At 73.3% G+C, this 23,464-nt stretch carries 21 protein-coding genes; 10 read left to right on the forward strand and 11 right to left on the reverse strand.

Going from position 1 to position 23,464, the window contains the following annotated elements; translation table 11 throughout:
• Positions 1–8 precede the first annotated feature (8 nt).
• Complete coding sequence (locus tag ACQEVS_RS22625) at positions 9–665, reverse strand: HAD family acid phosphatase (RefSeq protein ID WP_433023121.1); 657 nt, start codon at positions 663–665, stop codon at positions 9–11.
• Between the two features lie 722 nt (positions 666–1,387).
• Positions 1,388–2,560: an MFS transporter gene (locus ACQEVS_RS22630; RefSeq protein ID WP_433023123.1), complete on the reverse strand. Its 1,173-nt coding sequence runs from the start codon at positions 2,558–2,560 to the stop codon at positions 1,388–1,390.
• 125 nt (positions 2,561–2,685) lie between these two features.
• Between ACQEVS_RS22630 and ACQEVS_RS22635 the strand changes: the two genes are divergently transcribed.
• Both ACQEVS_RS22635 and ACQEVS_RS22640 read left to right on the forward strand, forming a co-directional pair.
• A complete protein-coding gene (locus ACQEVS_RS22635; protein WP_433023125.1) occupies positions 2,686–3,873 on the forward strand; it encodes a LysR substrate-binding domain-containing protein in 1,188 nt (395 codons plus the stop codon).
• Positions 3,873–4,088, forward strand: coding sequence for a type II toxin-antitoxin system HicA family toxin (locus tag ACQEVS_RS22640; RefSeq protein ID WP_433023127.1), 216 nt, complete (start codon positions 3,873–3,875; stop codon positions 4,086–4,088). Before ACQEVS_RS22635 ends, ACQEVS_RS22640 begins: the two co-directional genes overlap by 1 nt.
• Positions 4,089–4,107: 19 nt before the next feature.
• Here ACQEVS_RS22640 and ACQEVS_RS22645 read toward each other — a convergent pair whose 3' ends face one another.
• Positions 4,108–5,706 (reverse strand): TROVE domain-containing protein, encoded by a 1,599-nt coding sequence (locus ACQEVS_RS22645; protein WP_433023129.1) that lies wholly within the window; start codon positions 5,704–5,706, stop codon positions 4,108–4,110.
• An 829-nt stretch (positions 5,707–6,535) separates the two neighbouring features.
• Between ACQEVS_RS22645 and ACQEVS_RS22650 the strand changes: the two genes are divergently transcribed.
• A complete protein-coding gene (locus ACQEVS_RS22650; protein WP_433023131.1) occupies positions 6,536–7,165 on the forward strand; it encodes a hypothetical protein in 630 nt (209 codons plus the stop codon).
• A gap of 372 nt (positions 7,166–7,537) precedes the next feature.
• Here the strand turns inward: ACQEVS_RS22650 and sodN are convergent, their stop codons facing one another.
• A complete protein-coding gene (gene sodN / locus ACQEVS_RS22655; protein WP_004937667.1) occupies positions 7,538–7,933 on the reverse strand; it encodes a superoxide dismutase, Ni in 396 nt (131 codons plus the stop codon).
• Positions 7,934–8,081: 148 nt separating this feature from the next.
• On the opposite strand from sodN, the gene sodX reads away from it, so the two are divergent.
• Entirely contained in the window at positions 8,082–8,546 is a 465-nt protein-coding gene (gene sodX / locus ACQEVS_RS22660; RefSeq protein ID WP_433023133.1) for a nickel-type superoxide dismutase maturation protease, read from the forward strand.
• Here the strand turns inward: sodX and ACQEVS_RS22665 are convergent.
• From ACQEVS_RS22665 to ACQEVS_RS22680, 4 genes are all read right to left on the reverse strand, one after another.
• Complete coding sequence (locus ACQEVS_RS22665; protein WP_433023135.1) at positions 8,438–9,079, reverse strand: CGNR zinc finger domain-containing protein; 642 nt, start codon at positions 9,077–9,079, stop codon at positions 8,438–8,440. The genes sodX and ACQEVS_RS22665 overlap by 109 nt on opposite strands.
• Positions 9,080–9,385: 306 nt before the next feature.
• A complete protein-coding gene (locus tag ACQEVS_RS22670; RefSeq protein ID WP_433023137.1) occupies positions 9,386–10,153 on the reverse strand; it encodes an amino acid ABC transporter ATP-binding protein in 768 nt (255 codons plus the stop codon).
• Positions 10,150–11,103 carry an amino acid ABC transporter permease gene (locus ACQEVS_RS22675; protein ID WP_433023139.1) on the reverse strand — a complete coding sequence of 318 codons (954 nt, stop codon included), beginning with the start codon at positions 11,101–11,103 and terminating at the stop codon, positions 10,150–10,152. The genes ACQEVS_RS22670 and ACQEVS_RS22675 overlap by 4 nt, the downstream gene beginning before the upstream one ends.
• Positions 11,104–11,134: 31 nt before the next feature.
• Entirely contained in the window at positions 11,135–12,091 is a 957-nt protein-coding gene (locus ACQEVS_RS22680; protein WP_433023141.1) for an ABC transporter substrate-binding protein, read from the reverse strand.
• A 606-nt stretch (positions 12,092–12,697) separates the two neighbouring features.
• Here ACQEVS_RS22680 and ACQEVS_RS22685 point away from each other — a divergent pair.
• The 3 genes from ACQEVS_RS22685 to ACQEVS_RS22695 all read left to right on the forward strand — a co-directional run bounded on the left by ACQEVS_RS22685 (position 12,698) and on the right by ACQEVS_RS22695 (position 16,761).
• Positions 12,698–13,912, forward strand: a complete 1,215-nt coding sequence (locus ACQEVS_RS22685; RefSeq protein WP_433023143.1) for an NAD(P)-dependent malic enzyme — start codon at positions 12,698–12,700, stop codon at positions 13,910–13,912.
• Positions 13,913–14,237: 325 nt separating this feature from the next.
• The gene (locus tag ACQEVS_RS22690; protein ID WP_433023145.1) at positions 14,238–15,200 is read left to right on the forward strand and encodes a zinc-binding dehydrogenase; all 963 of its coding nucleotides are present in this window, start codon (positions 14,238–14,240) and stop codon (positions 15,198–15,200) included.
• 7 nt (positions 15,201–15,207) lie between these two features.
• Positions 15,208–16,761, forward strand: a complete 1,554-nt coding sequence (locus ACQEVS_RS22695; protein ID WP_433023147.1) for a cellulase family glycosylhydrolase — start codon at positions 15,208–15,210, stop codon at positions 16,759–16,761.
• A gap of 483 nt (positions 16,762–17,244) precedes the next feature.
• Here the strand turns inward: ACQEVS_RS22695 and ACQEVS_RS22700 are convergent, their stop codons facing one another.
• Both ACQEVS_RS22700 and ACQEVS_RS22705 read right to left on the reverse strand, forming a co-directional pair.
• Complete coding sequence (locus ACQEVS_RS22700) at positions 17,245–18,213, reverse strand: helix-turn-helix transcriptional regulator (protein ID WP_433023149.1); 969 nt, start codon at positions 18,211–18,213, stop codon at positions 17,245–17,247.
• Positions 18,213–19,163: a DUF4097 family beta strand repeat-containing protein gene (locus tag ACQEVS_RS22705; RefSeq protein ID WP_433023151.1), complete on the reverse strand. Its 951-nt coding sequence runs from the start codon at positions 19,161–19,163 to the stop codon at positions 18,213–18,215. The genes ACQEVS_RS22700 and ACQEVS_RS22705 overlap by 1 nt, the downstream gene beginning before the upstream one ends.
• A 180-nt stretch (positions 19,164–19,343) precedes the next feature.
• On the opposite strand from ACQEVS_RS22705, the gene ACQEVS_RS22710 reads away from it, so the two are divergent.
• Entirely contained in the window at positions 19,344–20,198 is an 855-nt protein-coding gene (locus ACQEVS_RS22710) for a hypothetical protein (RefSeq protein ID WP_433023153.1), read from the forward strand.
• 208 nt (positions 20,199–20,406) lie between these two features.
• Here the strand turns inward: ACQEVS_RS22710 and ACQEVS_RS22715 are convergent, their stop codons facing one another.
• Positions 20,407–20,586, reverse strand: a complete 180-nt coding sequence (locus ACQEVS_RS22715) for a DUF6104 family protein (RefSeq protein ID WP_004937694.1) — start codon at positions 20,584–20,586, stop codon at positions 20,407–20,409.
• A gap of 207 nt (positions 20,587–20,793) precedes the next feature.
• Between ACQEVS_RS22715 and ACQEVS_RS22720 the strand changes: the two genes are divergently transcribed.
• Together ACQEVS_RS22720 and ACQEVS_RS22725 are read left to right on the forward strand one after the other, a co-directional pair.
• The gene (locus ACQEVS_RS22720; RefSeq protein WP_433023155.1) at positions 20,794–21,174 is read left to right on the forward strand and encodes a CU044_2847 family protein; all 381 of its coding nucleotides are present in this window, start codon (positions 20,794–20,796) and stop codon (positions 21,172–21,174) included.
• Positions 21,175–21,191: 17 nt separating this feature from the next.
• Positions 21,192–23,321, forward strand: a complete 2,130-nt coding sequence (locus ACQEVS_RS22725) for a trypsin-like peptidase domain-containing protein (RefSeq protein ID WP_433023157.1) — start codon at positions 21,192–21,194, stop codon at positions 23,319–23,321.
• Positions 23,322–23,464: the final 143 nt, after the last annotated feature.

Genomic DNA, 23,464 nt, shown 5'->3' on the forward strand with positions numbered 1-23,464 from the left:
GGCCGGGCTCAGGACAGCTTGCCGTCGTAGTCGGGGAGCTTGACCGTGAGTTCCGCGTGACCACCCGAGAGGTCCGTGGTGTTGTTGCCGATATTGGCGATGATCTTGTAGCCCTTGGCCTCGATCTTCGCGCGCTCGGCGGTCTTGTAGGCGCTCACGTCGCGGAAGAGGTCGGGGAGGCGGCGGACGGAGAGGCCGTCCACCGGGTAGCCGACGCGCTTGAGGTTGTCCTCCGTGAGCGAGCCCAGGAGGCGGGGGCGCGCGGTGACGAAGAAGACGGCCGCACCGCGGTCGTGCGCGTACCGGACCAGCTCGCGGACGGGGGCGACGGCCGGCGTCGGGTACGTCCAGTGGAAGTCGGTCTCCAGCGAGGTGTTGTCGATGTCGAGGACCACGGCCTGCTTCTCGGTACGGGCCTGCGCGGTGCGCTCGCGGACGTACGGCGTCGCCCGGTCGACGGCTGCCTGTACGTCCCGCTGCCAGGCCGCGTAGTCGATGCCCTTGAGGCCGGCGGTGCCCGAGGTGTGCGCGGGGGACGCGGCGGACTGGGTGTCGGTCTGCGCGGGGGCGGCGGTGGCCGTCGTGGTCGTGCCCAGCGTGGCGAGGGCGGCGGCGGTCGCGGAGACGGCCACGGCCGTGCGGCGGGCCCGGATCGATGCGGTCATGCCGGGAACGATCACGTTGTTGTGTGACGGGGGAGGAACGTGAGGTTGGCCGGGGGTGAGGGTTGGGTTCCGTGCGTGGTGGGGGGGAGGGGATGGAGGCACGGGCGGGTGCGGGTGGACGTCGAGGTGGTGGCGAGGCGGAGGTAGGGGCGGGTCGGCCCGGGGTGGTGCGGTGGTGGGGAGGGGCGGGCTGGTGCGGGGCGGGCCGGTCGGGGAAGCCGCCTTGAGGCCGCGGTGCCGCCGTCCCCTCCGCGGCGGCTGCCCGCGACCTCCCCGAGGCTTCCCCTCGTGCGTCGGCCCGCAGGCCCCGGCGGGGTTCAGGCCGCCGGCGTCAGGCTTCCGCCCTCCACTGTCATGGGAACACGAGTGTTCGCCAAGTGGCGGGTGAGGCAGGAGAGTTCGTCAACTGGCGGGGGCGGTGACGTGGTCGGTGTGACGCGTGACGCCGGCGCTGGACCGGACGGACCGGGCCGGGCCGGGGCTGAACCGGGTCCGATCTGAACCGGGTCCGATCCGGACCAGGCCCGAACCGGATCCGACGCCGATCCGACGCTGGCCCAATCCGGGCCCGACCCGACGCCGAATCCGCCCGGGCTCGACCCGACGCCGAACCGGCCCGGGCTCGACCCGACGCCGAACCGGCCCGGGCCCAGCCCGACGCCCCTCAAGACGCGACACGTACGACGCCCCTCAAGACGCAACACGTACCTCGCCCCCTTCCCTCACCTCTCCCGAACCCCACCCCACGCGACCCGCGACCCCAGCGGTACCACCGCCACCAAGGCCAGCAGCCCTCCCAGCCACAGTGCGGCGGACACCGACACCGCGTCCACCGCCCGGCCGCCCAGCAGCGCGCCCAGCGCGATGGCCACGTTGAACACGGCCACGAACAGCGCGGACACCGTCTCCCCGGCCTCCGGCGCGACGGCCGACAGCCAGGTCTGAGTGCCGACCGAGACGCCCCCGTACGCGAGCCCCCACACCACGAGCAGCACGGCGGCCCCCGCCGTCCCGCCGGCCGTCAGGGACACGGCGGGGATCACCGCCCCCAGGGTCACCGCGATCACCGTCAGCACGCGGCGCGGGTGCCGTACGGCCGCCGTGCCGGCCAGGAAGTTGCCCGCCACGCCCGCGACGCCGTACGCGAGCATGAGGCCGCCGACCGTCCCCGAGCCCGTGCCCGGGATCCGTTCCAGCGCGGGGCGGACGAAGGTGTATGCGGCGAAGTGCCCGCACACCAGCAGCAGGACGACCAGCAGCGCGGCGCGCACCCGGCGGGCGCGCAGCAGCGCGGGCAGGGCGCGCGACGGCGCCGCGCCCCGGGGCGGCAGCGGCGGCAGGACGACCGCCAGGACCACCGTCACCAGGAACGCCACCGCTCCCATCACGAGGAAGGCCGCCCGCCAGCCGGCCCGGCCGCCCACCAACGTGCCTGCCGGGACGCCGAGTACGGAGGCCACGGCGATCCCGCTGAAGACGACCGAGGTGGCGCGTCCGGCGGCGCGCGACGGGACGAGGCGCCCGCCCAGCCCGGCCGCGATGGCCCACACCCCGCCGATGCACACACCCACCAGCACCCGCAGCCCCAGCAGTACCTCGATCCCCGGCGCGGCGGCGGAGAGGAGGTCGGCCGCGGTGAGCAGGCCCATCAGCGTCAACAGTAGGACGCGCCGGTCCAGCCGCCCCGCGCAGACCGTGAGGAGGGGCGCGGCCGCGGCGGCCACCAGGCCGGGGAGCGTCATGGTCAGCCCCGCCGTCCCGTCCGACACCCCCAGTCCCGCCCCGATCGGGCTGAGCAGCCCGATGGGCAGCATCTCGGTGGTGACCACCGAGAACGTGCCCGCCGCCACGGCGGCTACGGCCGGCCACCCTCCCACGTTCCTGATCTTCGCCATGCCCCAGCCTCCGCGCGGGCCCGACCGGGAACAACGGCCGGTCCCTCACCGCTCCATGAGCGGGACTCATCGATGGCGGCGGTACAAGACGGCGCCGCGCGGACCGGGGGAGACACGTGGGGGTCATGGTGGGCGGACTGGATCTGAGGGAGCTGGAGTGCTTCCTCGTCCTCGCCGAGGAACTGCACTTCGGCCGTGCGGGCGAGCGGCTGTTCGTCTCGCAGAGCAGGGTCAGCCAGCTGCTGCGCGCGCTGGAACGCCGCGTCGGCGCGCGCCTCGTCGACCGCACCAGCCGCCGCGTGGCCCTCACCCCCCTGGGCAAACGTTTCCTCGCCGACCTCCGGCCCGCCTACGACGCCCTCCGGAGCGCGGTCGGCGACGCGCGCGACGCGGCACGCGGCGTCGAGGGCGTCCTGCGCGTCGGCTTCCAGGGCGTCGCCGGCCCGACGGTCATGGCGGCCGTGCACGCCTTCCGGGAGCGCCACCCCGGCTGTGAGATCGAGATCGCGGAGATCCCGCTCGCGGACCCGTTCGGCCCGGTGCGCCGGGGCGAGGTGGACACGGCCGTCGTCCTGCTGCCGGTCGCGGAGCCCGACCTGACGCCGGGTCCGGTCTTCTCCCGCGAGCAGCAGACGCTCGCGGTGTCCGTACGGCACCCGTTCGCGTCCCGCCGCCGCCTCGACGCCGAGGAACTCGCCGACTGCCCCCTCATCGGTCCCGCCGCCCCGGCCCCCGCCTACTGGCGGGAGGCGCAGGCGCCGACCGTCACCCCGAGCGGCCGGCCGGTCCCCGCGGGCCCGGCGGTGACCACCCTCCAGGAGGGCATCACCCTGGCCGCCGCCGGCCGCGGCGGCATGCTGCTCTGCCGGCCGACCGGGACCTACCAGAGCCGCGACGACCTCGCCTTCGTCCCCGTCGACGGCCTCCCCCGTCCGCCCTCGCCCTCATCCGCCACCGCGACGCGACGACGGCCCGGCTCCGCGCCTTCGGCACGGCACTGGCGGGGGCGGCGGAGGAGACGGCGGCGACCTGACGAACGCCGGACCGGAACGCCCGCCCGCCCTAAACTGGGCGACATGACCGCCAGGGTGAGCTTCCAGATCGTCTATACGCCCGACGAGGGCGGATACAACGCGTTGGAGCCCGTCACGGGCACCACGAGCTGGGGAGCCACGCTCGACGAGGCGCGCCTGATGATCATGGAGGCGCTGGAGCTGTACTTCGCCGAGATCGCGGACGACACGGAGGCGCGGCGGGAGATCGACGCCGCCGTGCACGCGGTCACCGGTTCGGTCACCGTCAAGGTGGCGTGATGCCTCCCCTCCCGCAGGTGGACAGCACCGTGTTGATCAAGGCGCTGACCCGCCTGGGCTTCGTCGAACGGCAGGGCAAGGGCTCGCACACGGTCCTCCGGAACGGCTCGATCGTGGTGGTCGTCCCGCGCCGCGACCCCGTCCCGCGCGGGACCCTCGCCAACGTTCTCCGGCAGGCCCAGGTCACGCCCGAACAACTGCGCCGACTCCTCTGACATCACCCTCTTTTCCGCCTCACCCCTCCCACGGCCACGCCGCGTCCCGGCCCGCCTCCAGCAGCGGGATCGCGCGGAAGGCCGCGTCGTTGAGGCCGCCGAAGGTGTGGCGGCCGCCGGTGCCCGAGGGGGCGTGGGCGGTGCGGTAGCCGGCCAGGTTCCAGGTGTAGACCGGGACGTCGGGCGGGACGGCGGAGGTGGCGTCGTGGGGGCCGCCGGGGGACGTCTGTTCGTCGGTGACGATCACTACGCGGTCGTGCCCGGCGTAGTGCCGGCGGACCGCGTCCGCGGTGTCGGTGCCGCCCAGGTCGCCGAACCGTTCCGTCGCCCGCAGCACCGAGTCGCCGGGGGCCAGCGGGATCCGGCGGCTCGTCGTGCCGAACTCCACCAGGTCGGCCGAGGCCGCGCGGAGGGCGAGGGCCGTGCCGAAGACCGCCGCGCTGTCGGCCCGGTTCAGCCGCGTCCGCTCGCTGATCCCGCCGAACATCGACCCGGACCGGTCGACCAGCACCAGCGTCCGGCCGCTCAGGGAAGGGATGTTGGCGAGCGAGTGGGACAGCGCGCGCTCCAGCGCGTCCGTCCAGCGCGCGGAGCCGGTGTGCCGGTGGGCGGCCAGGTAGCGGAAGGGGAACTGCCGCGAGCGCGCCACCTCCACCGGATCGGCGATCCGCGCGGCGACGGCGGCCGCGGCCTCGTCGCCCACCCCGGCCTCGTCGAAGTTCCGCAGGTTGCGGACCAGCGCCATGGTGCCCATGGACGGGATGACGGCCTCCCAGGCCGCCCGGTCCAGCGGCCCCTGGAGCCAGCCGGCCAGCGCCTCCCACGTCATGCCCGCCGCGGCGAGCCGCTCGGCGCCGCCCGGACCGGTCAGCACGGCCCGCCGCTCCGCCACCGGGACGGCCATCAGCTCCCGGTGCGCGGTCAGCACCGGGTCCGCGGCCGGCGGTACGGCCTCCTCCGGGTGGTGCCGGCGGTCCAGCGCGTAGCGGAACAGCTCCCCCTGCCACGGCTTGGCGGGATCCGGCGCGGGGTGGACGACGTTGAGGACGTCGCCGAAGCGGAAGCCCTTGCTCGCGGTGTCGTACTTGAGCAGCGCCCTGCCGTGGTACAGCCGGCGCACCGCGTCCCCCACGCCGCGCTTGACCGGCTTCGGCACCGCCCGCCCGTACCACGACGTCCAGTAGCCCAGCATCTCGCCCGGCTCGTCCGGCCGGAGCAGGACGGACGCGACGACGCCCCGGTTGCCGTACGGGCCGGCCGCCGGCGCCGCGGCGTCGCCGGCCGCGAGCCGCGCGTGGACGAACTCGGCCGCGCCGACGAGGGACGCGGTCCGCATGCCACCGTCCGCGCGCAGCCAGCCCAGCAGCCGCGCCGTCCACTCGGGGTCCTCGGCCGCCAGCCGGCGTACGAGACCGGCGAACCGGTCGTCACGCTGCCCGCCGCCCTCGTAGAACGTGTCCTGGGCGACGGTGTTGGCGACGGCCAGCAGGAACAGCTCGCCGCGGGCCTCGCGCAGGTGCCCGGTGCCACCCTGGTGGTTGACGGTCGTGGCCCCCGTCGTGGCGACGGGCGACACGGCGGTCTCCCGGCGGCGCGCGCGGGCGTTGAAACGGGACATGAGAAGTGGATCCCCCCTGCTGAGCCGGATGACGGCTCGTGGTGTGTGGCGGTCGGAGGGAGGCCGGACGGCGGTCCGGGGCGCCCGAGATCGAGTGGCCGCGGATCGCCCGCCAGGAGTGGGCGGCACGCCGCCCGTCCCGTGCCGACGGGACGGACGTGTGCGGGAGTTGAACCCGAAGTAGCCGCGGACCGGCGCACCGGACGCCCCGGTGCCGCGCCCCCCGAGATCGGATCCGGCCACGGCGTGCTTATGTCAAAGAAGGAGCCGTGGCCCGCGCACCGGGAGGTGCGTGTGCGGTGGTGCTCGCGTCTCCCGAGATCAGAGGCGGGGACGGTACATGGTGCTCTGCCGTTGAGCTACCGGGGCCCGGAGCCCCGGACGGGATTCGAACCCGCAACCGCCCGTACCGCAAACGAAGTAACCGTCCCCTGCGCACCGGGAGATGCGTAAGCGATGTCCCTGACTCTGCCCGGGCGGCGGACGGGCCGCAACGGGTTTTCGCGCCGCGGCGCGTCCCGGACGAGTGGCGTCCCGGCCTCCGCGCTTCCGGCGGGCCGCGTGGCGAATTTCCCCGCCGGCAAGGGGAGTCGGCCGAGAGCGGAACGCCCGGGCATCCGCGCGAATGCCCGGAGCGGTCCCGAAAGCGGGGCCCGCTCCGGGATTTCCCGGAACTTCACCGAAACCGTCTCCGATATCCGGATTCCGCTTCACCGAGCCCCTTCTGCCGTGAACCCTGCCGACTCCCTCGCACCGGCGGATGCGTAAACTCGGTCGCCGTTTCCGGATTCGGATCCGGAACGGCACCACGGAACAAACGGGGGAAACCTTGCTCAGCCAGTTCGCAGATCTCACCGCCGCGGCACCCCGCCGCGCCGCGCTCACCGCGGGGGCCGTCGTCGCCGCTCTGGCGCTGACCGCCTGCGGTTCTTCCGGCGATTCATCCGACAAGGGGCATTCCGGGAAGCCCGGCGACGCCAAGGCGGACGCCGGAGCGAAGGAACTCGCCGCCGGGCAGCCCAGCCCGGAGGAACAGGAACTGGAGTCCGACAAGAAGAAGGGGAATTTCGTCGTCACCGGCCAGAAGGTGGTGATGGGCAAGCCCGAAAGCCTCCAAGGCGGTTCGGACGCCGCGAAGTTCGCCGGGAAGACCGTCGCCTTCGCCTATCTCAAGGCCAAGCTGGCCGACGGCGATTCCCCCATGAAGCCGCCCATGATGACCACCGACATCGGCACCCTGGTGGAGGGCAATGGGCCCGGAACGCCGCTGCTCACCATCGGCACGCTTCCCGGGACGCCCGACGACTGCCAGGGCCAGGACTATTCGAAGCCGTGGCAGAAGGGCGAGGAGCGCACCATCTGCCGCCCCTTCGTCGTGCCGCAGGGCAAGAAGGTCACCCACATCACCTACCGGCGGGGCTTCTACAAGGAGCCCTTGAAGTGGGTGCTCCCGAAGTAGTCGCGCACCGGGTGCGCGACCGCCGGGGCGCCCGCTCCGCGGCGCGCACCCGTTCCCGTGCCTCGCGTGAGGGCCCTGCCTCGCGTGAGGGCACTGCCCCGCACGACCGTCGTGCACCACATGACCGTCACGTCCCACACGACCGCCGTGCCCGACACGACCGCCGTGCCCCACACAGCCGTCGTATCACCGCACGATCGCCGGACGCCGGACGCCGTATGACTGTCGTACGCCCACGCCCCCCGTGCGCCCATGACACCGACGAGAGGGGCCCGGCCGGAGATCCGGCCGGGCCCCTCGGGTTCCCGAATGCCACCGCACGCCGGTGCGACGCGTCGCGCGCCCCGCCGACGGTGGACGAAGTGGGAGACCTTATGCCTTCTTGGTCTCCCAGAAGATACGGTCGATCTCGGCGATGAGCTCCAGCGCCTTCTCGCCCGTCTTCGGGTCGGTCGACGCCTTGGCGGCGCTCAGCGCCTTCAGGGTGTCATTGACCAGCTGGTGCAACTGGGGGTACTTCTCGAAGTGCGGCGCCTTGAAGTAGTCGCTCCACAGCACCGAGACGTGGTGCTTGGCGAGCTCCGCGCGCTGCTCCTTGATGATCGTGGCGCGGGCACGGAAGTGGGGGTCCTCGTTGGCCTGGTACTTCTCCTGGACGGCCTTGACCGATTCCGCCTCGATGCGGGCCTGGGCCGGGTCGTACACGCCGCAGGGCAGGTCGCAGTGGGCGCTGACCTTCACCTTGGGGGCGAACAGGCGGGAAAGCATAGTGGTGCTGTCCTTCCTCGTGATCGTCTTCTCAGGTGCGAGATTACTCGGTGCGGGAAGGCTTTTCCCGGGTACCCCGTGGGGCTTAGGACGAAAGACCGGTGTCAGGCTGGGACCGGACGGCGAAGGACGGGAGTGAGGAGCCGAGGTGCAGGAGCGACTGGACGAGCCCGGGTACGGGCTGGACCGCGAGCGTCGCGGACTGCTGCGGATCGGGCTGGCCGAGGTCTACAACCCGTCGATGGTCCCGACACTGAACCCGGGCGACCAGCTGGTGGTGCAGTACGGCGCGAGTGTGCGCCCGGGGGACGTGGTGGTGCTGCGGCACCCGTTCCGGCAGGACCTGCTGATCGTCAAGCGCGCGGTGGAGCGGCGCGACGGAGGCTGGTGGGTCACCGGGGACAACCCGCTGGTCGAGAACGACAGCCGGGAGTTCGGCGCGGTGCCGGACGAGCTCGTCGTGGCCCGCGCCTGGGTGCGGCTGCGCCCGCTGCCGCAGGCGGGTCAGCGGTCGGCGGGCGCGCTGCTCTCGTGGGCGGCCTCGGCCGTCCGGCCGGTGCGCTCCTCCGGGCTGCTGGGGCTCCCGCTCTCGCGCCGCTTGCGGGCCCGGTAGGCGGCGACGTTGGCGCGGGTGGCGCAGCGGTCGGAACAGTAGCGGCGGGAGCGGTTGGTGGAGGTGTCGAGGTAGGCGTTGCGGCAGGGCGGGGCCTGGCAGATGCCCAGCCGGTCCACGCCCGGCCCGGTGAGGTGGACGGCGAGGCCCATGCAGGCCGTCGCCGTGTAACCGGCCGCCGAGTTCGCGGCGTGGTCGGCGATGTGCAGGTGCCAGTCCGGGCGGCCGGCCTCGTCACGCTGCTGGTGGCCGGAGATCTGCGGGCTGACGGGGAACTCCATCAGCAGCGCGTTGAGCAGGTCCACGGCCCGTACCTCGTCGCCCTCGGCCGCCGCCTCGAAGACCGCCCGCAGCCGCGTCCGCACGCCGCGCAGCCGGGTGACGTCACCGTCGGTGAGCCGGCGCGCCATCTGCGAGCCGGGGCCGAACATCTCCCGGGCGCCGTCGAGCGAGGTGAGCGTGTCGGTGCCGCGCGCGGGCGCCTCGGTGTTGACCAGCCGGACGGCGTAGTCCGCGTAGGAGGCCAGTTCCACGGGGGGTCCTTCGGTGGTCGGCCCGGGGCCGAGCCCCGATGGGTAATGGATGTGGACGCAACGAGGCTATTACAGCGTACGACGGCTGGGCGGGCCGGACGCGTTTTCCGGCCACACACGCCGTAGGCGAACCGGTGTCCGCAAACGCCGGACGGCGGTCGCGCGGAACCGTGTTCCGTACGACCGCCGTCCGGCGGCGCGCATCCTCGTCCGTCCGGTGGGCGCCTCGCGGGGGAGCGGGAGGGGGCGCGTCCGGCCGGGCACGCCCCATCGGGCGTTTCCTCGCCGGCCGCTCCCCCGGAGGGCTCACAGCACCTTGGACAGGAAGGACTTCGTCCGTTCGTGCTGCGGGTTGGTGAGCACCTCGCGCGGGTCCCCGGACTCGACGACGACGCCGTTGTCCATGAAGACCAGCGAGTCGCCGACCTCCCGGGCGAAACCCATCTCGTGGGTGACCACCACCATCGTCATGCCCTCCTCGGCGAGGTCCCGCATCACGTCGAGGACGTCGCCGACCAGCTCCGGGTCGAGCGCCGACGTCGGCTCGTCGAAGAGCATCAGCTTGGGCTCCATCGCCAGCGCCCGGGCTATCGCGACCCGCTGCTGCTGGCCGCCGGAGAGCTGGGACGGGTAGTTGCCCGCCTTGTCGGCGAGGCCGACCCGGTCCAGCAGCTTCAGCGCCCGCTCCCGGGCGACGGTCTTCGTCTCGCGCTTGACCTGGACCGGTGCCTCCATGACGTTCTCCACGGCCGTCATGTGCGGGAACAGGTTGAAACGCTGGAAGACCATGCCGATGTCCCGGCGCTGGGCGGCGACCTCGCGGTCCTTCAGCTCGTAGAGCCTGTTGCCCTGCTGGCGGTAGCCGACCAGATCGCCGTCGACGTACAGCCGGCCGCCGTTGATCTTCTCCAGGTGGTTGATGCACCGCAGGAACGTCGACTTGCCGGAGCCGGAGGGGCCGATGAGGCAGAACACCTCGCGCGGGGCGACCTCCAGGTCGATGCCCTTGAGGACCTGGACGGCGCCGAAGGACTTGTGGACGCCTTCGGCCTTCACCATCGGGGTGGCGGTCATGCGGCGCCTCCGGCCTGGCGGTTGCCGAACGAGAGCATATTGGCTTTCGCGATCTTCTGTAGCGGGGTGGGCGGCAGGTTCCGGGTCGAACCGCGGGCGAACCGGCGTTCCAGGTAGTACTGGCCGATGCTCAGCACACTGGTCAGGACCAGGTACCAGGCGGCGGCGACGAAGAGCATCTCGACCGTCGCGCCCGAGGTCTGGCCGACGTTGGACGTGGCCTGGAGCAGGTCGTAGTACTGCACCGCGATCACCAGTGAGGTGGTCTTGAGCATGTTGATGAACTCGTTGCCGGTCGGCGGCACGATCACCCGCATCGCCTGCGGCAGCACCACCCGGCGCAGCGTCTTGGCGTGGCTCATGCCGAGCGCGTGCGCGGCCTCGGTCTGGCCCTCGTCCACCGACTGGAGGCCGGCGCGGCAGATCTCCGCCATGTACGCGGCCTCGTTGAGGCCGAGTCCGAGCAGGGCGGCCAGGAAGGGCGTCATGAACGACGACCAGTAGTCCTTGTAGATCGGCCCGAGGTTGATGTACTCGAAGACGAGTCCGAGGTTGAACCAGAGCAGCAGCTGGACGTAGACCGGCGTGCCCCGGAAGAACCAGATGTAGAACCAGGAGATCGAGGAGGTGACGGGGTTCTTGGAGAGCCGCATCACGGCCAGGATGACGCCGAGGACGACGCCCACCACCATGGACAGGATGGTGATGGTGATGGTGTTCCGGACGCCCCTGAGGATGTCACCGTCGAAGAAGTAGTCGGGAACGGTGCCCCAGTTGACCTTGCCCTGGGCGAACGCGTTGATCAGGAGGCCGAGGACGGCGAGGGCCAGGACGGCCGACACCCAGCGGCCGTAGTGGCGTACGGGGATGGCCTTGAGGGTCTCGGAGGCGGCGCCGGATTCCGGACGGGCGTCGCCCGGGCCCTGCGCCTTGTCGGTGTTCACGGTCACGGAGGTGGCCTTTCAGCGAGCGTGCGGTGGGTCAGGAACCGCCGTTGACCTTGGCTTCCTTGATGGCGCCCGCCGAGACGCCCCACTTGTCCATGATCTTCTGGTACTCGCCGTTCTTGACGATGGCGTCCATGGCGGCCTTGATGGCATCGCGGAGCTGGGCGTTGTCCTTGCCGACGGCGATGCCGTACGGGGCCGCCTCCACCTGATCGCCGACGATCTCGAAGTCGTTGCCGCCGCCCGAGGTCTTCACCGCGTAGGCGGCGACGGGGAAGTCGCTGGCACCGGCGTCCGCGCCGCCGCTGCGCAGCCGGGTCTGGGCCAGCACGTCGGTGTCGTACGCCTCGATGGAGATCTTGTTGTCGCCGCACTTCTCGGACTGGGCGTTGGTGAGGTCCTGCGAGACGGTGCCGCGCTGGACCACGACCTTCTTGCCGCACAGATCCTGCCAGCCCTTGATCCCCTGGGTCTTGCCCTTGGGCGTGTAGAGGGAGACGCCGGCCTGGAAGTAGTCGACGAAGTCGAGACCGTCGGAGACCTTCTTCTTGGTCTTGGGGTCGACGCCGTTCTGCCGGTCCTTGGTGTCGGTCATGGCCGACATGGCGATGTCGTAGCGCTTCGAACGGAGGCCCGCGACGAGCGAGTCGAACTTGGAGTTGTTGAACGTGAAGCGGACGCCGAGCTGCTTGCCGAGCGCGTCGGCGATGTCCGGGTCGATGCCGACGGTCTTGCCGTCCTTGACGAACTCCACCGGCGGGTAGGCGATGTCCGAGCCCACCCGGATCACCCGGGAGCCCTTGACGGACTGCGGCAGCTTGTCGAACAGCGGGGCCGAGGCGCCGGCGGACGACGAGCCGCCGTCCTTGTCCTTGTTCTTGGTCTGGTCGCCGCAACCGGTCAGCAGCAGGGCGCCGGCGACCGCGATCGCGCCGGCGGCGGCCAAACGACTCCTGGCGGCAGCCGGGCGGGGGGTGGTGCTTGCGGTCATTGCTGGTTCCTCCTGCGGGTGAGGGGATAGCCGACTCTTCACACGGATCACACGGAATGCACACGAGATGTCGCCGAGGGCGTCAGCACACTTCGCGGGCTGCCGCGACCTCGGGTGATTGGGGCATCTTGCCATCTGGACTACACCGTTCGGGGGCCAGCAATGTCAAAATCGGATAACGGGATGATCGTGTTGCTAAGGAGGGTTGTTCGGGTGGTGTGGGGTTGGCTGACCGCTTCCGTTCGTTCCGGGAGCGAGACGCATCTCACGAGCCACACGTCTCACTCCATGGACTCCGAGCCTCAGTTGACACCGATTTCCGGCCGACATCGGCGCGGCGTGGCAGAGAACGTCGTAACTCACTCGTCGGCCGTAGCGCTCATCCGGTAGAAAGGGCCCTTACCCCGCACCCGGGGCTCACGGCGCGTCGTGCAGCGCGCCCGGTGTCCGCGCTCCCCGCACGCGCCCCCGCGCGCGGGCCGACCGCACGGCGGTCGCACCCGGTCCCGGCCATCCGCCGGGACGTAGCGGACACCCGCCCGGCCGCCCCGCACTCCAGGGGACGGATATACCCTCGATGGACATCTCGACAAAGGGGTCAAGAAAGTGGCAGCGGAGATCGTCAATCCTCTCAGCGGGAGCGGTGCGGAGGAGGGTGCTCGGGAAGAGCCCTTCGATCCGGCCTTCGCGCTGCACCGCGGTGGCAAGATGGCGGTGCGGGCGACCGTGCCCGTGCGGGACAAGGACGACCTGTCCCTCGCCTACACACCGGGCGTCGCCAAGGTGTGCACCGCGATCGCGGAACAGCCCGAACTCGTCCACGACTACACCTGGAAGTCCCAGGTCGTCGCGGTGGTCACGGACGGCAGCGCCGTCCTCGGCCTCGGGGACATCGGCCCCGAGGCGTCCCTGCCCGTGATGGAGGGCAAGGCCATCCTCTTCAAGCAGTTCGGCGGCGTGGACGCGGTGCCGATCGCGCTCGACTGCCGTGAGGTGGACGAGCTCGTCGAGACCGTCGTCCGCCTCGCGCCGTCCTTCGGCGGCGTCAACCTGGAGGACATCTCCGCTCCCCGCTGCTTCGAGGTCGAGCGGCGGCTGCAGGAGCGGCTGGACATCCCGGTCTTCCACGACGACCAGCACGGCACGGCCGTCGTCACCCTGGCCGCCCTTCGCAACGCCGCGAAGCTCACCGGCCGCACCCTCGGCGACCTGCGTGCCGTGATCTCCGGCGCCGGCGCGGCCGGCGTCGCCATCGCGCGCATCCTGGTCGAGGCGGGCATCGGCGACGTGGCCGTGTGCGACCGCAAGGGCATCGTCGCCCGCGACCGCGCCGACCTGACCGACGTCAAGCGGGAACTGGCCGGGTTCACCAACAAGGCCGGGCTCGCCGGGCCCCTGGAGTCCGCCCTCGACGGCGCGGACGTCTTCATCGGCGTCTCCGGCGGCACGGTCCCCGAGGCGGCGGTCGCGAAGATGGCCGACAACGCGCTGATCTTCGCGATGGCCAACCCCAACCCGGAGATCCACCCGGACGTCGCGCACAAGTACGCGGCCGTGGTGGCCACCGGGCGCAGCGACTACCCCAACCAGATCAACAACGTGCTCGCCTTCCCGGGCATCTTCGCCGGCGCCCTCCAGGTGCGGGCCTCGCGGATCACCGAGGGCATGAAGCTTGCCGCGGCCGAGGCGCTGGCCGCCGTCGTCGCGGACGAGCTGAGCGCGGACTGCGTCATTCCGTCGCCGTTCGACGAGCGGGTCGCTCCCGCGGTGACGGCCGCTGTGGCCGCGGCGGCTCGGGCGGACGGGGTCGCGCGGCGGTAGCCCTGCGGGCGGCTGTGCCCCGGTCCCTCCCCTTCGCCGATTCCCGGGGCTCCGCCCGGACCCCGTATCGCGGCTTCGCCGCTCGTCCTCAGACGCCGGACGGGCTGAAGTGCCCGCCCGGGCGCAAATCAAGCCGGTCCGGCGTTTGAGGACAACCGCGCGGAGCGCGGTTTCGGGGGTGCGGGGGCGCAGCCCCCGCAAGAAACTGGGGGCACCTCCCAGCGGTAGCTGGGGGAGAAAGGGCGGGGTCGGGGCCCCCGTGACGCGAGCCGCGTCACACCTCGGCACGGTTCCCCGCGGCAAAGAGCCCCGCTAGGTTCGCACCATGTTCGCCGCCTATGCCGCACGCATCGACAAGGACCAGCCGCTGAACGGGCTCCAGCTGGGCGAACGCCCCGAGCCCGACGTACGCCCCGGCTGGACGACCGTCACCGTCAAGGCCGCCTCCCTCAACCACCACGACCTGTGGACCCTGCGCGGGGTGGGGATCAAGGAGGACGCCTTCCCGATGATCCTCGGCTGTGACGCGGCCGGGATCGACGAGGACGGCAACGAGGTCGTCGTCCACTCCGTCATCGGCCAGACCGGCCACGGAGTCGGTCCGGACGAGCCGCGTTCGCTGCTCACCGAGCGCTACCAGGGCACGTTCGCCGAGCGGGTCACCGTCCCGGCCTGGAACCTGCTGCCGAAGCCGAAGGAACTGTCCTTCGAAGAGGCCACCTGCCTGCCCACGGCGTGGCTGACCGCCTACCGGATGCTCTTCACCAACGCGAACGTCCGTCCCGGCCAGAGCGTCCTGGTGCAGGGCGCCGGCGGCGGCGTGGCCACCGCCGCGATCGTGCTGGGCGCGGCGGCGGGCCTGCGGGTCTTCGCGACCAGCCGGGACGAGGCCAAGCGGCGGCGCGCCGTCGAGCTGGGCGCCGAGGACGCGTTCGAGCCGGGCGCCCGGCTGCCGCACCGGGTGGACGCGGTGATCGAGACCGTGGGCGCCGCGACCTGGTCGCACTCGGTCAAATCCCTTAAGCCGGGCGGCACTCTCGTCATCTCCGGCGCCACGAGCGGTCCCAACCCGTCGGCCGTGGAGCTGACCCGGGTCTTCTTCCTGGAGCTGAGGATCGTCGGCTCGACCATGGGCAGCAAGGAGGAACTGGCGGACCTGCTGGCCTTCTGTGCGGCCACCGGCGTCCGGCCGGTGATCGACTCCGTGCTGCCGCTGGACCGGGCGCGCGAAGGGCTCGAAAGGATGGCCGAGGGCGAGCTGTTCGGGAAGGTCGTCCTGACGGTATGACCGTCGGATGCGGACGAGACGTGTGCGCCGCCCGGGGCCCGTCGTGGCCTCGGCGCTCGCGCTGCTGACAGCTGTCGCACCACTCGCCACTCCGACATCACGCGCCGAAGCCTCTCCGACAATGCGTGCCGAAGCCGCTTCGGCAACACGTGCCGAAGCCGCTTCGGCAACACGTGCCGAAGCCGCTTCGGCATTACGCGTCGAAGCCGCTCCGGCCCAGGCCCCGGCCGCGCCGGGTGACGGCATCCCCCCGTTGACCGACGACGACGGGCGGACCCTCACCCTCCGCGGCTGGAACCTCGCCGACAAGGACCACCGAGCCGACCGGGCCCTGGAGGACATCACCGAGCGCCACCTCCGGGACCTGTCGGCCCGCGGCTTCGACTTCGCCCGGCTCGCGGTGTTCTGGGACGACCTCGAACCCCGGCCCGGCCGCTACAGCGAGCGCTATCTGAGGAAGATCGAACGAATCCTGGACTGGGCGGCCCGGTACCGCGTCCGGGTGGTGATCGACGCCCACCAGGACGTCTACGGGCCCGCGTTCGGCGGCCACCGGGGCATTCCCGAGTGGGCCACCCGCACCGACGGCCTGCCCTACCGGCCGCACCCGGACGACTGGTTCGCCGAGTACTTCGAACCCGGCGTGCAGGCCGCGTTCGAGCACCTCTACGAGGACGCGGACCTGCGGCGGGCCCAGCAGCGGATGTGGCGGGTACTGGCCGGCCGGCTGGCCGGGCACCCCGCCGTGTACGGCTACGACTTGATCAACGAGCCGATGGGCCGGCTGCGTCCGGGCGAGGACCTGCCGGCGGCCGCCCGCCGCGTCGAGGCCACCCAAGTGACCCCCATGTACGACCGCCTCGTCGCGGCGATCCGTTCCGTCGACCGGAAACACCGGATCTTCGTCGAGCCCACGCCCGTCGTCGGCGAGGGCGTCCCGACCTCCCTCGGCCGCGTCGAGGACCCGGCCGGCCGGATCGTCTACACGCCGCACTTCTACGAGACCTCCATGGAGACCGGCGCCGACTACGACCCGGCGGCCCGCTGGATCGAACGCTACGAGGCCGCCGTCGTCCGCTACCCGCGCGAGCGGCGGATCCCCGTCGTGGTGGGCGAGTGGGGACCGCCCGACAGCTCCCTGCCGAACATGGGCCGCTACTACGCGGACGCGCTCGCGTCCCTGGACCGCTACGGCTCCGGCTGGGCGGGTTGGACCTGGTGCTACGGCGGCGGCTACTGCGCCCTGGACCGCGAGGGCCGGTTCCGGCGGCACAAGGAGGAGACGGCCCGGCCGTACGCACCGGCCGTGGCGGGCGACGTACGGCACACGTCGTACGACGCACGGGACGGCGTCTTCCGGCTGGAGTACACCGCCTCGGCGGCGGCCGGCGGCCGGACGGACCTGACCCTGCCGCCGGCCCCGCACGGCTGGCGCGTCACGGTCACCGGGCCGGCCCGCCCCGACGCGACGCGGGTCCGCCCCGGAGAACGCGGACGGCTGACGATCCGCGCCCGGCCCGGGGCGGTGATCGAGGTGGCGGCACGGCGGCTCGGGTCCTGACGGCGTCCGGGTCCTGACGGTGTTCGGACTGTGACGGCGCCCAAGCCCTGATGCATCCAGGCCCTGACGGCGCTCGGGCCCTCACGGCCCTCGGATCCTGACTGCGGCTCCGGCCCTGGCGCGGCGGCCGGGATCCACCGGGCGGGCCCTGGGCGGCACGGGCGGGCCGGGGCCCGCCTCCTCGACCGGGTTGGAGAGGAGGCGGGCTGCGGTCGGACACCTGGTGTTTGGTGGCCGGCTTTGTCGTGACGGGGAGCGGGCGGGCCCGTGACCTCGGCGGGCCAGGGCCCGCCTTCCTGTCCGACCGGCGGTGATCGGGTGGTCGGCCGGATCGCCCCTTGGCGATCGGCGTCGCCGCGCAGGGCAGGGGCGCGCGCCCTTCCCCCCGGCGTTCGTCGGCCGAGGTTCGTGGGCCGGGGGCCGGGGCCGAGTGCGGACGAGGTGGGGCCCGCCGGAGGCCGAGGAACAGCACGGGCCCCTACGTCACTTCCGCAACACCCCTCCCATCCGGATCGCCGCCTCGGCCAAGTGCTCCCGGCACTCGGCGAGTTGCCCGGCCGTCACTCCGTGGTCGCGCGCCGCGTCACGGATCTCGTCGCGGAAACGGTCCAGCAGGCGGTCGAGATCACGGGCCGGGTCGGTGGAGTGGGTGTAGTCCACCGACGCCCACTCGGGCGCGTCCGCGCGCTCGACGCGTACCGTCGGGGCCCCGGCTCCGGCCCCGGCCCCGGTTCCGGACTCGGGACGGCCGCCGCCGGCCAGGGTGCCGAGCTCCTTGGCGAGCGCGGTGACGCCCTCCATGAGCCCGGTCGGCCAGTCGCCGCGCCGGGCGTGCTCGCGGACCTGCTCCTGGACGCGCTCCTTGATGCGAAGCACTTCCTCGCGGGTGTGCTCCTGGGCCTGCCGCGCCTGGTGGCGGGCCTGCTGGGCCTCCTGGTGGGCCCGTCGGCTCTCCTCCTTCGCGCGGCGGGCCTGCTCCTTCCACTCCTCCTTGGCCCGGCGCAGCTCCTCCTTCATCCCGGCGAAGGGGTCGCCACCCTGGCCGCCGGCCCCCTGCGCGCCGTCGCGCAGCCGGCCGGCGGCCTCCCGCAACTCACGGCGCAGGGCGCCGGCCGCGCCGCGGACGTCCTCCTGGATGTCGGCGGCGAGGGCCGTGACGGACTCCTGGATCTCCCGTTCCAGACCGGCCAGTTCACCGGCCCGGTCGGCGAGCTCGGCGCGGCCCGCGTCGGTGATCGCGTACACCTTGCGGCCGCCCTCGGTGGTGTGGGTGACCAGGCCCTCGGCCTCCAGCTTGGCGAGGCGCGGGTAGACGGTGCCGGCGGACGGGGCGTAGAGCCCCTGGAAGCGCTCCTCCAGCAGCCGGATGATCTCGTAGCCGTGGCGCGGGGCCTCGTCCAGCAGCTTGAGCAGGTAGAGGCGGAGGCGGCCGTGGGCGAAGACGGGGGGCATCAGAGGACCTTTCCCTGGGCGGGGGCGTCGGCGGGCGCGTCGGGCGCGGTCGGTGCTTCGGGTGCGTCCGACGCGTCGGGTTCGTCGTGCCCGTCGGGGCCGTCGGTGAAGGCGTCGGCGGCCGGGGGGCGGCGCAGGACGGCGACGGCTCCCGAGACGCTGGTGGCCCGGACCAGGCCGGTGGCCCGGCCCAGCCGGCCGGTGAGGCGCCGGCCGGCCCACTCGCCGGACTGCCGGAGATCGCCGAACGCGTTGGAGACGGCGCCGGTGGCGGTGCCCACCTCCACGACGGCGTCCGTCGAGCCCGGCAGGCGCAGGGCGATGTCGCCGGAGACGGTGTTGAGTTCCAGGGAGGGTGCCGGGCCGGGTACGGCCGCGGCGGGCTCGGCGAGGTCGATGACGATGCCGCCCGTGACCGTATCCGCCTTCACCGTCTCGCTCCGGCAGTCGACGAGGGTGAGCTCGCCGGAGACGGAGTTGTGGCGCAGCGTCCCGGAGAGCGACTGGGCCTCCACATCGCCGGAGACCGTCTCGGCCCGGACCGGGCCGGTCAGACCCACCAGCGTGGCGTTCCCTGTGACGCCGCGGACGTCCGTGGCACCGGAGAGGCCCGAGACGACGGCGTGCGCCCCGACGACGCCGACCTTGACGCGGGTGCCGGTGGGGACGGCCAGCGTGACCGTGACCGAGCGGTGGCGGAGGCCGTGGGCGATCCGGCTGAGGATGTTCTTCCAGGCGAGATCCTCGTATCCGACGGTCAGCTGTCCATCCTTGTGGGTGACAAGGAGGGGCGCCCCCGAGTGCGCGGAGAGCTCCAGGCGGGCGGGGCCCGCGTCGGTGCCGACGATGTTGACGGCGCCGTTCACGAGGCGCACCTCCAGGGAGTCGACCGGCTCCTCGAAGGTCAGGTTCTCGGGTGCGGTCAGCGACCACTCCGGCGGGGTGGGCATGCGGGCCTCCTTGTGCGGCGTGGGCCGGTGGCGCCGGCGCTGGCTCGGACGCGCTCGTCACGACCCGCGGGGTGTGCGGTGACCACCCCACGGTGTATCGCGTCTTATCGCGTCTCTGGTAAACACGATATATCGCGGCTCCGTGAAGTCAAGCCCGTCCCGGTGGCATAGCGTTGGCGCATGTCCGCTACCGATCACATCCCGGCCGCGGGGCTGCTGCTGCTCTGCCGGGCCGCCCCCGACCGCGTACGCCCCGTCGCGCAGCTGCTGCGGCGGCCGATGCTGCTGGCCCCGGCGGGCGAGGGCTGGAGCGTCCTGGTTCCCGCGGCCGAGTCCTGGCGCGAGGCCGGCACCCACCTCGCCGCGGTCGCGGGGGACTGGGCGCACGCCCTGACGGTGGCCGACAACTGGCCGGTCGTCGGCCTGTGGTGGGACGCGGACGGCGCGGGGTTCGTGGTGGCGGCGGGCTTCCGCCGCACCGTCGGCCACACCTGGCTGCCGGACGGCACGCCGCTCGGCGAGGAGGAGGCGCTGACCGCCCTCCGCACCCGGCTCGGGCTCGACCCGGTGCTCGACGGGGCGGCGCTCGACCTGCTGACGCGGCCGGACGCGGAGGCGGACGGTGCCGCCCGTGTCCTCGGCCTCGCCGCCGTCCTGGCCCGGGCGGGCCTCCAGCTCGGCCCGGGCGTCGTCCCCGGACTGGCCGCCGGGCGGCTCTGCGAGGCGGCCGGGGCGCTGCCGGGCGCGGAGCCCGTGGACTGGCCCGGGTGGCGGGCGGCGGTCTGCGGAGGGCTGGGCGCGGCTGAGCGCGGGGCGCTCGGGGCGTGGACCCGGGGGCCGCGGGCCCGGGCTCTGGGTACGGCCGAAGTCGCCGCCGGCGTGGCCCTGTTGGCCTGGTCACGGGCCGGGTCCCGTGGTGGCGGCGGTGGTGGCGGTGCGTGGCCCGGGTGGCGGACGGCGGGGGTCGTGCTCGTCGCCGACGGCGCGTTGACTTTGTTGTACGACCGGTGGCGGGCGGGGCGGTCGGCTTCCTGAGGGCGGCCTTACGGCCGGGGGGTTCCCAGTCCCGCCCTTTCTCCCCCAGCTACCGCTGGGAGGTGCCCCCGGTTTCTTGCGGGGGCTCCGCCCCCGCACACCCCCGCTGCGCGCTGCGCGCTCCCCCAGAGGGGGTGCCCCCAGTCCTCAGACGCCGGACGGGCCGGCGGGGGCGGCGTCCTCAAACGCCGGACGGGCTGAACGCGTCCTACTCGTCGTCCTCGTCGTCCAGCCGCGCCAGCCACGTCGCCAGGCGCTCCACCGGTACCTCGAAGTCCGGGTTGAGGTCGACGAAGGTCCGCAGCTGCTCGGCCACCCAGCCGAGGGTGACCTCCTCCTCGCCCCGTCGGTTCTCCAGCTCCTCGATGCCGCGGTCGGTGAAGTACAACGCTCTCTCCGTCAACAGGGGGTTCGAACAACAGAGGGTTCGAAAAGGTCAGGGCCGCCCTCAGGATAGGCGGCTCCCGGCGGCTCCGGCGCGGGGCGTTGGCCACGGCCTCTCGCGCCCGTCACGTCCGAGGGCTAGCCTGCTGCATCATCGCGGTGACGACGGCGGTGACCGCGTGGTGACAGCGCGACGACGGGGGGACGCGTGATGGACGGGATCACCCAGGTGCGGCTCGACGACGGCACGGTCGTGTGGGCGCGCATCAGCGAGGCGCAGGAGCTGGGCTCGGCCGGCAGCGGCGGGTACAAGGACTCGACGGCGGCGCGCCGCGTCGCCCAGTTGGCGAGCGGGCTCGCCGACACCGTGCGCGGGGTCGTCGACTCGCTGCGCATGGGGGTGGCGGCGGCCCGGCCGCAGGAGGTGCAGGTGGAGTTCGGCATCGAACTGTCCGCCCAGTCCGGCCAGGTCGTCAGCCTGCTCACCGAGGCGGGGGGCAAGGCGACGATCAATGTGACGCTCACCTGGAAGGAGAGCGGACCGCCCGCCGGCGGCGCCCCCGGGGCGCCCACGACCCCGAGTGCTCCTTGAACCCCCATGAAGCCACCGTGCGCCGGTCCGTCGTCCGCGTCTCCGCGGCCGGCGGCGGGCAGGAACCCGACGACGACCGGTTCTGGGGCACGGGGTTCTTCATCGCCCCCGGCTGGGCCCTGACCTGCGCTCATGTGGTGGGGAACGGGGGCGGCGGCGTGCTGGACGGCACCGCGGCCCTCGACGTCACGGACGGCGACGACCGCGTCCACGAGGGCAGGGTGGTGTTCGTCCTGCCGCGCCCGGACGACCCCGAGCGCCCGCCGGACCGCTGGCCGCTGCCCGATCTGGCGCTGGTCGAGGTCGCGGACGCGCACGGCGCCGAGTGCCTCTGGATGAGCGACCGTTCGGCGGTCGTCCCGGCCGACGTGGCCGTCTACGGCTGGTCACGGGAGACCGGCGAGCTGGGCTGGCGCTACGGCACGGGCACCGCCACCGGCGGGGACGGCAGCGGCCGGGCGATGCTGCTGCGCGGCGAGATCCCCGTGGCGGGCTGCTCCGGCGGCCCGGTGGTGGACACCGGCCGGGGCGCGGTCATCGGGGTGAGCAAGGGGCGGGGGCAGAACCACGGGCTCGCGGTGCCGATCACCGCGCTGCGGCGGATCGCCAACGACCGCCCCGGGCGCGACCGCCTGCACTCCGTCGTCCGCGCGCACGACCGCTACCACCTGCGGCACTACCGCGCGGTCGGCACCGGCCGCAGCTGGACGGGCATCCAGAAGGGCCTGCGCCCGGCGGTCGAGGGCTTCACCCCGGTGCTGCGCACCCAGCTGTTCGCCCGCCTCGCCGAGCTGACCCAGCCCCGGACGCCCGGCGAGGTGATGGCCCTGGTGGACCAGGCCAAGAGCCGGGTCGTCCAGGACCCCTACCAGCCGGGCGTCGAGCACGACCCGCGCACGTGGCGCGAGGGCGTCGGCCTCCTCTACGACCTGCGGGACGGCACGGAGGGCCGCGCCGGGCGCACGGGCTGGCCGGGCGCCGGCCCGGGCCCCGGGCGGGACCTGGAGCTGGAGGCGGTCCTGCTGTACGCGGCGTGGGTGGCGGCGGCCGTCAGCAGGCTCGGCGACCCCGCCGACGCCGGCCCGCTGCGCGAGCTGGCCGGCTGGGTGACCGGCAAGGCGGACCAGGTGCAGGACGTCATCCGCAAGGAGGTCCAGCGGATCCTGCACGGCCACTGCGACCCCGGCCCCGACCGGCCGGAGCCGCCGGCCGGCGTCGTCCTGGTCAAGGACCGGCCCGGCCCGGTGGAGCCCGCCGAGGAGACCGACCTCCGGGCGCGGGCCGACGTGCTCGTCGAGGTCGACGCCCTGATGTACGGCGACCGCTACCCGTGGCGCGTCAAACTGCTCGGCCAGGACGACCGGATCACCCCGCTCCGCGACGACGCCCAGGGCGCCCGCCGGGCCGAGCTCCGCGAGGCGCTGCGCGAACCGATAGCGGAGGCGCTGCGCCAGGGCGACGTCGGCGAGCACCTGGCGGCGCTCCAACTCGTGCTGCCGCGCGAGCTGTTCGACGAGCCGGTGGCCGACTGGCGGCTGGTGCCGCCCGGGACGGAGGACGACGGCCTGGACCCGCACACCATGCCGCTCGGCCAGCGCCGCGTCGTGGTCGTCCGCGACCGCCGCCGCCGGGACCGGCGCGACTTCCCGGAGTGGCAGCGGCGGTGGAACGGCTGTACGGCCGGCCCGATGGCCGCCGTACCGCTGCGCGCGGAGGTGCCCGTTCCCGGGCACGGCGCGCGGCGGGCGGAGAGCAGGCACGCGGCGTACGCCCGGCTCTCGGACGCGGATCCGGCCGCCGTCCCGGTCTTCTGCGGGCCGGTCTCGCACGGCCCGGGCGCCATGGCGCTGGACGCGGCGCTCGCCGCCGGGCACGCGGTGGTGATCTGGCGGGGATGCGCCGGGGAGCACCTCGATTGCGCCGAATTCCACGACGAGGTCTCCCGACTGGTGTGCGAGGCGGCCACGGCCGAGGGACTCCACCGCCGGCTGCGCAACCTGCGGATTCGCTGCGCCGATCCCGAACAGCCGGACGAGGAGGCGAGCTGGGCGCGGTCGATCGCCCTGCTCCTGGACCGGCCGGAGCGCCCGCCACCGCCCGGTCCGCCGCTGTCCGCGCCGGGTATGCGCCCGGAAGGCGGGGCGTGAAGGTGTCCCGGCGGAGTGACAGGGAAGTGACAGGGAAACGACGGAGCGAGACGGACGAGACGGAAAGGCTCGGCAGGCCGCGCCCGGACCGGTACCGTCGTCCGGGGAGCGGAAGCGGCGACGGCGGACGCGTGGGGGCCCGG

The sequence above is a fragment of the Streptomyces sp. CA-181903 genome, from assembly GCF_050937075.1.
Classification (GTDB): Bacteria; Actinomycetota; Actinomycetes; order Streptomycetales; family Streptomycetaceae; genus Streptomyces.

Coding starts and splice junctions, on each gene's coding strand:
- ACQEVS_RS22625 (WP_433023121.1), bottom strand. CDS start 665: ATGACCGCATCGATCCGGGCCCGCCGCACGGCCGTGGCCGTCTCCGCG.
- ACQEVS_RS22630 (WP_433023123.1), bottom strand. CDS start 2,560: ATGGCGAAGATCAGGAACGTGGGAGGGTGGCCGGCCGTAGCCGCCGTG.
- ACQEVS_RS22635 (WP_433023125.1), top strand. CDS start 2,686: ATGGTGGGCGGACTGGATCTGAGGGAGCTGGAGTGCTTCCTCGTCCTC.
- ACQEVS_RS22640 (WP_433023127.1), top strand. CDS start 3,873: ATGCCTCCCCTCCCGCAGGTGGACAGCACCGTGTTGATCAAGGCGCTG.
- ACQEVS_RS22645 (WP_433023129.1), bottom strand. CDS start 5,706: ATGTCCCGTTTCAACGCCCGCGCGCGCCGCCGGGAGACCGCCGTGTCG.
- sodN (WP_004937667.1), bottom strand. CDS start 7,933: ATGCTTTCCCGCCTGTTCGCCCCCAAGGTGAAGGTCAGCGCCCACTGC.
- ACQEVS_RS22670 (WP_433023137.1), bottom strand. CDS start 10,153: ATGACCGCCACCCCGATGGTGAAGGCCGAAGGCGTCCACAAGTCCTTC.
- ACQEVS_RS22680 (WP_433023141.1), bottom strand. CDS start 12,091: ATGACCGCAAGCACCACCCCCCGCCCGGCTGCCGCCAGGAGTCGTTTG.
- ACQEVS_RS22690 (WP_433023145.1), top strand. CDS start 14,238: ATGTTCGCCGCCTATGCCGCACGCATCGACAAGGACCAGCCGCTGAAC.
- ACQEVS_RS22695 (WP_433023147.1), top strand. CDS start 15,208: ATGCGGACGAGACGTGTGCGCCGCCCGGGGCCCGTCGTGGCCTCGGCG.
- ACQEVS_RS22700 (WP_433023149.1), bottom strand. CDS start 18,213: ATGCCCCCCGTCTTCGCCCACGGCCGCCTCCGCCTCTACCTGCTCAAG.
- ACQEVS_RS22705 (WP_433023151.1), bottom strand. CDS start 19,163: ATGCCCACCCCGCCGGAGTGGTCGCTGACCGCACCCGAGAACCTGACC.
- ACQEVS_RS22710 (WP_433023153.1), top strand. CDS start 19,344: ATGTCCGCTACCGATCACATCCCGGCCGCGGGGCTGCTGCTGCTCTGC.
- ACQEVS_RS22720 (WP_433023155.1), top strand. CDS start 20,794: ATGGACGGGATCACCCAGGTGCGGCTCGACGACGGCACGGTCGTGTGG.